11 protein-coding genes and 1 pseudogene are annotated in these 11,609 nt (G+C 59.6%); 5 read left to right on the top strand and 7 right to left on the bottom strand.

The window, feature by feature from the left end; translation table 11 throughout:
• A pseudogene (locus tag VJV58_RS01190) lies at window positions 1–186 on the bottom strand (methyltransferase); the annotation flags it as partial.
• 122 nt (window positions 187–308) lie between these two features.
• On the opposite strand from VJV58_RS01190, the gene VJV58_RS01185 reads away from it, so the two are divergent.
• On the top strand, window positions 309–836 hold the full coding sequence (locus VJV58_RS01185) for a DNA starvation/stationary phase protection protein (RefSeq protein WP_324135479.1): 528 nt from the start codon (window positions 309–311) through the stop codon (window positions 834–836).
• Window positions 837–980: 144 nt separating this feature from the next.
• Here VJV58_RS01185 and VJV58_RS01180 read toward each other — a convergent pair whose 3' ends face one another.
• Entirely contained in the window at window positions 981–1,451 is a 471-nt protein-coding gene (locus VJV58_RS01180) for a MarR family winged helix-turn-helix transcriptional regulator (protein WP_324135478.1), read from the bottom strand.
• 134 nt (window positions 1,452–1,585) lie between these two features.
• On the bottom strand, window positions 1,586–1,975 hold the full coding sequence (locus VJV58_RS01175) for a hypothetical protein (protein ID WP_324135477.1): 390 nt from the start codon (window positions 1,973–1,975) through the stop codon (window positions 1,586–1,588).
• A gap of 469 nt (window positions 1,976–2,444) precedes the next feature.
• On the opposite strand from VJV58_RS01175, the gene VJV58_RS01170 reads away from it, so the two are divergent.
• The 4 genes from VJV58_RS01170 (at window position 2,445) to VJV58_RS01155 (ending at window position 7,394) form a co-directional block, all read left to right on the top strand.
• The gene (locus VJV58_RS01170) at window positions 2,445–3,815 is read left to right on the top strand and encodes a substrate-binding protein (RefSeq protein WP_324135476.1); all 1,371 of its coding nucleotides are present in this window, start codon (window positions 2,445–2,447) and stop codon (window positions 3,813–3,815) included.
• A 111-nt stretch (window positions 3,816–3,926) separates the two neighbouring features.
• Window positions 3,927–4,802, top strand: coding sequence for a branched-chain amino acid ABC transporter permease (locus tag VJV58_RS01165; RefSeq protein ID WP_324135475.1), 876 nt, complete (start codon window positions 3,927–3,929; stop codon window positions 4,800–4,802).
• 13 nt (window positions 4,803–4,815) lie between these two features.
• On the top strand, window positions 4,816–6,699 hold the full coding sequence (locus VJV58_RS01160) for a branched-chain amino acid ABC transporter ATP-binding protein/permease (RefSeq protein ID WP_324135474.1): 1,884 nt from the start codon (window positions 4,816–4,818) through the stop codon (window positions 6,697–6,699).
• Window positions 6,696–7,394, top strand: a complete 699-nt coding sequence (locus VJV58_RS01155; RefSeq protein WP_324135473.1) for an ABC transporter ATP-binding protein — start codon at window positions 6,696–6,698, stop codon at window positions 7,392–7,394. The genes VJV58_RS01160 and VJV58_RS01155 overlap by 4 nt, the downstream gene beginning before the upstream one ends.
• 51 nt (window positions 7,395–7,445) lie before the next feature.
• Here VJV58_RS01155 and VJV58_RS01150 read toward each other — a convergent pair whose 3' ends face one another.
• The 4 genes from VJV58_RS01150 to VJV58_RS01135 form a co-directional block, all read right to left on the bottom strand.
• Window positions 7,446–7,871 (bottom strand): HIT family protein, encoded by a 426-nt coding sequence (locus tag VJV58_RS01150; protein ID WP_324135472.1) that lies wholly within the window; start codon window positions 7,869–7,871, stop codon window positions 7,446–7,448.
• A 59-nt stretch (window positions 7,872–7,930) separates the two neighbouring features.
• Complete coding sequence (locus VJV58_RS01145; RefSeq protein WP_324135471.1) at window positions 7,931–8,806, bottom strand: DMT family transporter; 876 nt, start codon at window positions 8,804–8,806, stop codon at window positions 7,931–7,933.
• A 230-nt stretch (window positions 8,807–9,036) separates the two neighbouring features.
• The gene (locus VJV58_RS01140; protein WP_324135470.1) at window positions 9,037–10,059 is read right to left on the bottom strand and encodes a methyltransferase; all 1,023 of its coding nucleotides are present in this window, start codon (window positions 10,057–10,059) and stop codon (window positions 9,037–9,039) included.
• A gap of 359 nt (window positions 10,060–10,418) precedes the next feature.
• Complete coding sequence (locus VJV58_RS01135) at window positions 10,419–11,402, bottom strand: ABC transporter substrate-binding protein (protein ID WP_324135469.1); 984 nt, start codon at window positions 11,400–11,402, stop codon at window positions 10,419–10,421.
• Window positions 11,403–11,609: the final 207 nt, after the last annotated feature.

The raw sequence follows: 11,609 nt of genomic DNA, 5'->3' as shown, positions 1-11,609 counted from the left end.
GCCGCAGGCATCCGCAACCTTACCCGCGAAAAGGGCTTCGCCGCATGCATAATCCAGCACCACCGCGTCCGGCGAAGAGATGTAGTTGATGATGTCGTTCGCGATCAGCTGGAAATGCAGGTCGCGATGAAGCTTGCTCGCATAAATCGTGTGCGTGGAATCGTAGTAATCGATCCAGTCGTCCATCGCGGCAGACATCCATGGCGGCGGGTTCCGGCGCAGGAACCAGCTTTAACCTCACGCGTTAAAGCGTCCGGCAACCTCTGTCCATGCCGTCAACATCCGGTTTCCTAACAGGAAGGTGCACCGTGAGCAAAGCCAGATCAGATAAAGCCGCTGCCGATCTAGATACCCCCACCGATCTGCCCGAAGGAGCAGTGAACAAGATTTCGGCCGCGCTCAACACGCTATTGGCTGACGCTTTTGCGCTTTACGTGAAGACCAAGAATTTCCACTGGCACGTCAGCGGCCGGCATTTTCACGATTACCATCTGATGCTTGACGAGCAATCCGAGGCGATTTTCGCAACCACCGACCAATTGGCCGAGCGTGTGCGCAAGCTCGGCGGCACAACCCTGCGCTCGATCGGGCAGATCGCGAAATCTCAAACCATCAAGGATAATAACGAGGAATACGTGCCGCCGCGTGAGATGCTGCGCGAGCTGATGGAAGACAACAAGCATGTGGCCGCGGCGATGCGCAAGGCTCACAAGCTTGCCGACGACAACGAGGATTCCGGCACCGCCGGCCTGCTCGAGACTTTTATCGACGAAACCGAGCGCCGCACCTGGTTCTTGTTCGAGGCCAGCAGGCAGGAAGGCAGTAACGCGGCGTAGGGCATGGACTTATTCTTCTGACGCGTTTTCTTCACGCGAACCGGCGTCCACCTCGCTCGAAAACGATCCAACCGCGTTCGGGACCCGTTCGATGAGCGCGCGCGGAAACCGCGCGAGTAATTGCCCGTGCTGCTGGTCGAGCGGTCAGGGCCGCCGAAACGACTGCAGTATTTTGGTCAAGGTGGCGCTCGCCGTTTGCAGCTCTTGCAAATGGATTTTCGAGAGCATCCGCAATTTCTGTTCGCCCTTTTTCGTCAGCTTCACCAGGATGCGCCTGCTGTCATCTTCGTCCGCGATCCTTTCGAGCAGCCGAAGCTTTGTCATCCGGTCAACCAGCTCCACCGCGGTGTGGTGCCGAACCAGAAGGAGTTCGGCCAGCTCACCGACCGAAAGGGGCGCCGCGGTCGAAAAGCCTTTGATGGCGAGAAGCGCCTGATGCTGCTGGGGCGTGAGCCCGGCATTGCGAGCAGCCGTTTCGCTGAACGACAAAAACCTGCGAAGTTGAAACCGAAACTGAGCTAATGCTTCGTAATCGACGGCAGCGGCATCGCCGTGGGTTTGCCGTTTGCCGATGAGCGCCAGCTCGCGCGGTTCTCGCTGTTTCGATCGAGCCATACTTGCCCCGCCCGCGTCAGGGGAACAGCATAGCCTCGATCGCGGTGCGCGCCAATTTTGTACGGATTGTCAATCTGAGCGAAGGTGCGGCTGGAACACGAGCCGCGGCTTGTGTCCATGCTGGGGTATTCGAACTATTTGCCAGCCGTGCTCAACAGGTTCATCAGGATATCCTGAAATCCAACCGGGATGCGCGTGTTCTTCCGGCGGACCGATCTTTCCAGCGCCTCCAAAATTTCTTCTATTGAATAATCGCGCGTCGCGGATTTTGCGATGAGGTCTCGCCACATCGCCGACAGCGATTTGCCGGCGTGAAACGGCCGCCTGATCATCACGCCCTGTGATTTAGCCCATCGAAGAATCTCATCGACGGTTTGCGGTCCGCAATTCCGCGCGCCGACAAGATCCGAATAGCTGAGGCTTCGAAGCAGGCGTATGGGTGGTATCCATCTTCCTTTCGGCGGAGTTTCGCCGGTCAACTCCGGCGCCAGGTTCTTCAGGACGTTTTCGGCGCGGACGCTCAAGGCCGCTGGCTGCGCAGCCGCTTGTTCCAAAGCGTGCGTGGGACTCGAAGGCAAGGTGACTGATGCCATTTGCGGACGAAATGCGGAAGCACGCTTGTTGTCACGCCGGGCGACTGTCGAAGCGGATGCATCACCGTTTGCGGCGGTCCCGCCGCCGCTCTCGGCCCACCTATCGCGCTTCCGGGCGTTCGAAGTTTTCAACTTTCGAAGCATTGGCCTCCTGCCATCGAAGTCACGCTTCGCACGGCGAATTTATCCGCACCATAAGCATAAAGTTCAATATGTATCGTTATGCGATATAAGGGCATGGAACAGCATTGGTTCCTGCGACGAAAGTGAAATTGACAGGCTTGGCGCGAAAGGAATTGTCTGGAGTTTCAAATGGGCACCTTAAGTGCCTTGCCGGCTGATCCGTTCGATCGAGCGGCAGGCTCGTGCGGCCGCAAAAAAGCTGGGAGGATCAAAACCTATGAAAACCGAAATTTTCGAACGAGGAATCCTGAGATCAAACGGCAATGCGAGTGTGTCGCGCCGCACATTGTTGCAGGTCGGCGCGGGGCTGTTCGGCACCGCCCTTTTGCCGGGAACCATCAACGGCGCACTTGCGGAGGAACATCCGCCGATCGGCACCTATCCCGCCGGTTCCTCCGGCTCGTCCGTTTTCATCGGCATCACCGTGCCTCGCACCGGAACTTACGCTCTCCAGGGCGAGGACGAACTCAAGGGATATGAACTCGCTGTCGAACACCTCAACAGCGGCAATGAACTGATCAAGAAGATATCGCCGAAGACAACGAAGGGGGTGCTCGGCAAGGAAGTGAAATTCGGCGTCGCCGATTCCGGCGCCAAGCCGAATGAAGCAGTGCAGGCCGAACAACGCTTCATCACCGAGAACAAGGCGGTGCTGATGACAGGCTCGACTTCGAGCGCGGTCGCGGTCGCCCTCAACAAGCTCGCCCAGCGCGAGAAAGTGCTCTACGTCGCCGGCATTTCCGGTTCCAACGACACCACCGGGAAGGACTGCGTGCGCTACGGCTTCCGGCAGTGCTTCTATGGCCAGACCGCCGCGGCCGCGATCGGCCCGATCGTGGTCAAGAATTTCGGCAAGGGCAAGAAGGCCGCCTACCTGACGCCAGATTACACCTACGGGCACACCGTCACCAAATCGATGCAGGATTATCTGGCGACCGCTGGCTGGACGACAGCGACCAACCAAGTCGCTCCGCTCGGCGCGCCCGACTATTCGTCGTATCTGCTCAACATCGCCAATTCCGGCGCCGACGTATTGCTCAACGTCAACTGGGGCCACGATGCGGTGTTGTCGACACAGCAGGCCAAGCAGTTCGGCATCTTTGACAAGATGAAGCTGGTGGTACCATACCAGACCCCGTTCCTCGCCCGTGAAGCCGGAGACTCGCTGTTGGCCGGCGTCTATGCGGCGACGGATTTCTGGTGGACGCTCGAGGACAAGTATCCGCTCGCCAAGATGTTCGTCGAAGCTTTCGACAAGAAGTATGGCTACAAGCCGGAGTGGGGCGCCAACAACGCGTACATGGAGTTCGCACTTTGGGCGGAGGCGGTGGAAAACGCCGGAACCTTCTATCCGCCGGAGGTTATTAAGTCCTACGAAGCCGGTCGGAAGATTCAATCGACGGTTGGCGAGGTCTATTTCCGCAAGGAGGATCACCAGCTCGTGCGGCCCGTGATTATCGTCAAGGGCAAGGCACCCAAGGATATGAAGAACAAGGAAGATTATTACGACGTTGTGGAGATCGTTCCCGGCGCCGGGTTGATGCAGAAGCCCGACGCATTTGGTTGCAATCTCGGCGACTACACCTGAGCCAAGTCAGGCGCTCTTGGCGCCGCGGGCAGTGAGCCACTGCCCGCGGCGCTGTTTTGCGCGAATTCCACAGGCGGGCCGATATTTCAGCAACCATAGCGATTGCCCATCATGATCAATTGGCCCAATTTCATTTCACAAGTGTTCAACGGCCTGGCGCTCGGGGCGTTGCTGGCGCTGATCAGCTCGGGTCTGACAATCATCTACGGCACGCTAGGCGTGCTCAATCTCGCGCATGGCGCGATGTTCATGCTTGGCGGTTACGCCGGGTTCGTCGCGTACCAATACACAAGCTCCTTCATCATCGCGGTGATCGCCGGCTCGCTGTTTGTCATGGTCGTGGGACTGGCGATGGAACGGATCATTATCCGCCATTTCTACAACCGGCCGCATGAAGACCAGCTTCTCGTCACGTTCGGGCTCGGCATCTGCTTTGTCGAGATCGTGCGGCTCTTCTTCTCGAGCCAGTCCAAACAAGTGCCACCGCCGCCGCTTTTTCAGGGGATCACGTCGCTCGGCTTCATGTATTACCCGACCTATCGTCTCGCGGTGGTCGGCATTGTCGCGGTCGCGCTCGGTGTTCTCTTTCTTGTTTTGTATCGCACGCGGCTCGGCATGATCGTGCGCGCCGGCATCGAAGATTCCGTGATGGTGGACTCACTCGGCATCAACGTCCATCGCGTCTTCATGATCGTATTCGGCATCGGCGCCATGGCGGCCGGCTTCGCCGGTATCGTCAACGCTCCGGTGGTTTCGCTCACGCCCGGGGTCGGCGATGACATCCTGGTTGAGACTTTCGTGGTGGTCGTGATCGGCGGCGTAGGCTCGTTCCCAGGCGCTGTTCTCGGCGGGCTGATTGCCGGCGAGATCATCAGCGTCACCTCGATGTTCAATCCCGGCTACGCCTATGTGATGCTGTTCGCGGTGATGACGCTTGTGCTGGTGCTGCGGCCGCACGGGCTGCTTGGTGTAGAGGGCCGCGAATGAATGTGGTCGCGTGATGCTCAAACAACGCCCGTTCCTGATCGAGACACTGACCGCAATCGGCCTGATCGCCGCGCCATTCGTGCTGCCTCACATCGGATTTGCACCAAACACCGTCAACCGCATCCTGGTCTGGGGACTGTTCGGTATCGGTTTCGACATCCTGTTCGGCTTTACCGGGCTGTTGTCGTTCGGCCAGTCCGCATTCTACGGCACGGGCGGTTTCGTCGCGGCTTACCTTCTCACCCGCGCGGGATTCCCATACGTCATTCCGGCGTTGATCATCGGCATGATCGCGGCGGCCGTGGTCGGCTATCTGATCGGGCTGATCGCGCTGCGTCGAACCGGCATCTATTTTGCTATGATCACCGTGGCGATCGCGGAAGTGTTTTACTTTGTGGAATTCAATCCGCTAGCGGACTGGACGGGTGGGGAGAACGGTTTGCCCGGCGTCCCGACGCCGAGCGTTCATCTCGGTTTCACGACCCTTCACTTCACCACCGGTTGGTCGCTCTACCAGTTTCTCGCGCTGTGCTATTTTATCGGCATCGTGATCGCGCTGCGCATCGTGCGCTCCCCGGTTGGCGCAATCCTGAGCGCCATTCGCGACAACCCACTGCGCGCGACAGCGGTAGGCCATAACATCCACGGCTACAAGCTGGCGGCGTTCGTGATTGCAGCGGCCTATGCCGGCTTCGCTGGTGGCCTGCTCGGCGTGTTGCAGGCCTTCATGCCGCCGGACGCGTTCACCTTCGACACGTCAGGCCAGCTGGTGATGCAGACCGCGATCGGTGGCAGGGGCACGCTGTTCGGCCCATTGGTCGGCGCGACCGTCTGGCTATTCCTGCAGGACTTCCTTCAAGCGGCGCTCGGCCTCGGGGCGGCGTGGAAACTGGTGCTCGGCATCGTATTCGTGCTGCTGGTGTGCTTCCTCCGTCGCGGCATCATCGGTGGCCTGGAGGATCTCTACGGCTGGATCACCGGCAAGCGCCGCAAGCTCGGCGAGCCCGATGAACCGACGGCTGAGCCGATCGACCGTGCTCCGTACCAGCCAAAGGAAACGGTGGTAACGGCCGAGCCGGTGCCGTTGGCAACTGCGGCTCGTCGGCGCGCGAGCGAGCACGATGCTCACGATGGTCCTATCCTGCAGGCGAGCGGCCTTACCAAACGCTACGGCGGCCTCATCGCGAACAACAATGTCGATTTTGTCGTGAACCGTGGCGAACTGCGCGGCATCATCGGTCCCAATGGCGCCGGCAAAACCACGTTCTTCAAGATGCTGACCTGCGAGATCCAACCGACCTCGGGCAAGATCGTGTTTGACGGGCGCGATATCACCGGCATGAACGTCACCAACGTCTGCCAGCTCGGTTTGACCAAAAGTTACCAGGTCAACCAGCTGTTCTCAGGCCTGACAGTTCGGGAAAATCTCGTCATCGCAGCACTCGCCGAGTTGCGCGGAAAATTCAAGCTCGACCTGTTCCGCAGCCTGAACAGCATTCCGGGGCTGGACGAGCAGGTCGAGCGTACATTGGCACTGGTGAATCTCTCGTCGCGGTCGGCTACCCCGGTCTCGCAACTTGCCTATGGCGAGAAGCGGCGGCTCGAGATCGGCCTGGCGCTCGCCACCTCGCCGAAGCTGCTGCTGCTTGATGAGCCGCTCGCCGGGATGAGTCCGCGCGAGCGCGCAGAAACGGTCAAGCTGCTCAAGTCGATCAGCCGTGGCCGAACCATGATCGTCATCGACCACGATATGGACGCGCTGTTCGAAATGGTCGAACGCGTCACTGTGTTGCAGGAGGGGCGCGTGCTGGTCGAAGGCACGCCGGAGGAAATCAAGAATAATCCGCTGGTGCAGGAAGCCTATCTCGGCGGAGTGCATGGAGTGCTTGCCGCATGAACTTGCTGGAGGCCAAAGGCCTGAACAGCTATTACGGCGATTCGCATATCCTGTTCGATGTGTCGCTGCGGGTCGCGCGCAACGAGGTCGTCGGGCTGCTCGGCCGCAACGGCGCCGGCAAGAGCACGACCCTGAAAAGCCTGATGGGGGTGCTGACGCCGCGCACCGGCACGGTGATGCTTGATGGCGCCGACATCGCGGGATTGAAGAGTCATGCGATTGCCCAGGCGGGCATGCAGCTTGTGCATGAGGAGCGGCGGATTTTCGGCAGCCTCAGTGTCGAGGAAAATCTGGTTCTTGCCGGATTGACCGCCTCGGGCCGGTGGCCGCTGGATCGCATTTACCAGATGTTTCCCCGGCTCAAGGAACGGCGCGGCAGCCGCGGCACCGATCTGTCGGGTGGCGAGCAGCAAATGCTGGCGATCGCGCGCGCGCTGGTGCGCGATCCGAAAATCGTTTTGCTGGATGAGCCGTTCGAGGGGCTGGCGCCGGTCATCGTCCGCGATCTGATGACCGCTTGCCGCGATCTCGCGGCAGCCGGTCAGACCATTGTACTGGTGGAGCAAAATCTGGCGGCGACGCTGGCTCTGGCGCAGCGCGTCTATATCATCAACAACGGTCATATCGTTCACGAGGGGCCGGCGCAGGAGATCAAGGCGCAACCGGAACTCCTCCAGCGCTATCTCGGCGTCTGACAGGCGGCTCTGGCGCTGGCGGCTTCGCGGCCGATTGGGTGCCGCTCGCGATTATTGCTTCAGCGCGGAAATCATCCTTGCAGCGTGCTCTTGGAGAACATCTGGATCTTCCTTGCGGGTTTGCGGCGGCAGTAGCTCGATGCCAGTCTTGATCGGCATCACATGCATGTGCAGGTGAAACACCACCTGTCCGCTGGCAGCCTCACTGAACTGCTGGATGATGATCCCCTCCGCACCAAACGCGGTGACCGCCGCGACCGCGATCTTCTTCGTGGTCCGCGCCACCTCGGCGAGATCATCCGGCGCAATATCGAGAATACCGCGCGCAGCCGCTTTGGGTATCACCAGCGTATGACCTGGTGAGCGGGGCATGATGTCCAAAAAGGCCAACGTGTGCGGGTTTTCATAGACCCGATAGCACGGGATTTCGCCGCGAAGGATCTTCGCGAAAACATTTTGATCGTCGTATGCCGTCATGGTGCTCACCGGGAAATCAGCATTGCCCTGCAGTAATTCAGGCGTGTGCTCACAACCACCTAACTCTTCCCTTGCGGCCGGTTGTCATCGATGATGTCGGCAATAATCGCAGCCATGACCAAGGCTCCGCCGGCCAACGCACGCGATGTAGGAACCTCATCAAACGCAAGCCAGACCCAGAATGGCATCAGCGGTGTTTCTAAGGTGGCAACCAACGATGCCTGACCAGATGGTAATAGACGCGAGCCAAAAGCGAAGAAGGTCAGGCCTAAAGCGACCTGAAAGAATCCAAACATCGCAAGAATGGTTATGTCGCCGCTGGTTACGTGGGCGATATCCCGAGCAAAGGGCATGCTGATGAGGCTGCCGAGAAAATTCGATAAGGCGGCGGCCCCAACCATCGAGATGTGCTTGTAGCGTCTGATCGCAACCGTCATTGCCGAAATCGCAAGAACCATAAGGCAAGCGAGGCCAATGCCGCTGAAGTCTGAATTGGCATTTGCCGCGCTGACGACAATGCCCACCCCAACAAAGGCGACGAGGCTTGCCAGTAATGTCCCTGGCCGGACTGCCTCGCGAAACCAGGCCCATGCCAACGCCGCTGCAACAAATGGTTGGGTTGCGATGATCACCGCGACGTTAGCAACGGCCGTTTCCTGCAAAGCGGGGATAAACGACACCATTCCCAGCGTTGACAGGAATGCGACCAGCCAGCCTGCATTTCCCATCGAGAGCAAGCTACCTGGAGCGGTGCGGTCATCTTTCAACGTCAAGAATACAAGGATGAATCCACCGCCAAAAAGTCCGCGGTAGAACAGGATAGTCCACGGGTCGAACGGAAGTAGTCGGGTAAAGAATGGAGCCGAGCTCCAAGCCACGGCGGCCGCGGTCACCAGGGCGATGCCTAAATGGCGGTCTGATCGACCCGCGAGCATATCGGAAAATCCTTCAGCTTTACTTTGTAGTTTTTGGCCTAGCCCGGCGGTGCGCTCGCGCGCCCGGTCAATTCAGGACCGATTCCGCTCATGTCCGCTGGGCTACTATGCGAGGTGCCGTCCATGAATAGACGCTACGTGCCAAAAGCGACCGGTCCGCTTGGCTCGCCGAAGCAATTCGGCAAATTGGAAGCGCAGTCGCTCCGGCCACGAACTCAATCGCGATCCCGTTACTTGTACGCGACCGCAGCACTCGACGGGCCCGCGAGCGGGATGATCTTGAAGTGCCGGAATCCGACCTCACGACACCAGCCCGCAAAATCGGATCCCGAGTAATCGAACGCGTCGCCAAATTCGATCAGCATGTTGAGAGACATCATCAGGCCGAATGCATTCTCGCGTCTTGCATCATCGATGAGCGCCTCGATAACCACAAACGCACCCCCCGGAGGCAACGCATCATACGCCTTCCGAATGAGCGCCTTCTTCTTCTCAAGATTCCAATCGTGCAGGATCATCCCCATGGTGATGACGTCTGCCTTGGGCAATGGATCGGCAAAGAAGTCGCCAGCAACAGCCGTTACCCGATCAGTCAGGCCGGCCTGCTGGATTTTGCGTGTGGCTATCGGCACGACTTCAGGGAGATCGAAGCTGGTGCAAAGCATATGCGGATGCGCAGCGGCGACCATGCAGGAAAGCTGTCCGGTCGCGCCACCGACATCGCAAAGGGTCTTGAAGTTGGAGAAGTCGAATTTGCTTGCAAACTCTTTGAAGTTAGCAGCCGATACCCCCGACATCGCGTTCATGAACTGCTCAAGACGTGCGGGATCCGCATAGAGCTTCGTGAACATCGGCTCTCCGGATTGCTTGGTTTCGTTTTGCGGCATGCCCGTCTTCAGACCCTCGGTGAGGTCCGACCAGAATCGATACAGGCGAGCATTCGCCATCTCGAGAATGCCGCCGATGTAGCCCGGGCTGTTTCGGTCCAGAAAAAAGGCGCTCTCGGGTGTATTCGAGTAGCGCGCCTCGGGGCCGTCGCCTTCACGTTCGAGAAACTTGAGAGCCACCAGCGCGTCCGGGAAGTCTGGTACGGCGCGGGGACTGAGTTGCAACGCACCGGCGATCTCGTTGCCGGTCAGCGGCTGCTTAGCGAGCGTGGTGAAGAGTTCCAGTTCGACGGCTGAAAGCAGCGTCTTTGACGCGAAGAACCCCAGGCCGACTTGCATGATATGTGATGGATCCAGGTCCGACATTGATCCCTCCTGTTGACGAGCCAGGGTTCCTGGCCGACGCGGTGCAAGGTTGTAACACAGTTGAGCCCCGCAGGAATCCGTTCCGGATCATTCACCGCCGAGTCAGCCCCGGCACCGAATCCCGTCACGTCGCTGCGCCGCCGCGCTGGCGTGTTACCGGGTGAGCGGCGCATGGTGCCCAGAAAAGCCAGCGTGTGCGGATTTTCATCGACGCGGTAGCACAGGATTTCGGCCAAGGATCTTTCGCGAAAGCATTTTGGTCGTTGTATGTCGTCATGATCCTCACCGATAACGAAAATCTGGCGCGATCAGACGCTAAGTACCACTTCCGGACTCATGCAGTGCAGTAAAGAGCATAATCATTCGATCACCTCGTCGGCGCGGGCGACGACCGTTGGCGGCACCTCGAGGCCGAGGGCCTTGGCGGCGTTGAGATTGACGATGAGCGTGAACTTGGTCGGCTGCTCGACCGGTAGATCGCCGGGTCGCGCCCCCTTGAGAATCCGATCAACGTAATCGGCGGCGCGCCTGTGCATCTCCTCGTAGCTCGGCCCGTATGACGTCAAGCCGCCGGCCTCGACCAGTTCGCGATAGGCGCTCACACTGGGTAGGCGATTTTCGGTAGCGAAATCCATCATGCGTTGGCGGTTATGCAGGAATATCCGGTCGGCGAGGATGAGAAGGCCGTCCGGCTTCTCCTTGATGATCGAGGCAAACGCGGCGTCGAGGTCTTCCGATTTGCGCACCTCACGCGGCTGTAGCTTGATATTCAAAGCCTGTGCCGCAGCGAGCGCCTGGCGCATCGACACCGTATGAAATTCATTCGCGGGATTGAGGAAAAAAGCGACCTTCGCGAGGTGGGGCACGAGCTCCCGCAGCAGCTCCAACCGTTTGCCTTCAAGGTCTGGCGCGATCGCGCTCAGCCCAGTAATGTTGCCGCCGGGCCGCGCCAGGTTGGGCACAATGCCGCTGCCGACTGGATCGCCGACCGCGGCCATGACCACGGGCACCGTGGATGTCGCCGTCTTGACCGCGAGCGTAGCGGGCGTGCCGGCGGTCACGATTACATCCACGTTGGCAGCGATGAGTTCGGCAATGAGGGCAGGAAACCGCTCGTATCTTCCTTCCGCCCAGCGAAACACGATCTCGACGTTGCGGCCCTCCTCGTAGCCGTGCTCGCGCAGGCCTTCGCGGAACGGTCCGGTGAGATTGGCCTCCAGAGCAGCCGTGGAGTTGCCCATGAAGCCGACTCGCGGAATCTTTGCGCCATGCTGTGCGCGCGCTGCCAACGGCCATCCGGCCATCACGCCGCCGAGAAGCGCGACGAATTTCCGCCGCTTCATGTAGGCTTCCCTCCCTGCACAGACTCCAGGCGAACTGAGGCTATCACATTCAGGGGCGAGGCCGGTTCTGCATCACAGCAAATTTTCTCGGGCAATGTCTCAGATGGGTCTTTCGCGACCGGGTCAAGCCAGCCGACTCCGGTCGCATCCGCTGCGCCGCCGAAAGCGGAATTCACATAGCGGCTACGCGTGCGAGTTGATGGCGTC

It is taken from the genome of Bradyrhizobium sp., from assembly GCF_035273305.1.
In the GTDB taxonomy this organism is placed as follows: domain Bacteria; phylum Pseudomonadota; class Alphaproteobacteria; order Rhizobiales; family Xanthobacteraceae; genus Bradyrhizobium.
The sequence above is the reverse complement of the archived record's forward strand: the minus strand, read 5'-3'. Positions and strand labels throughout refer to the sequence as shown.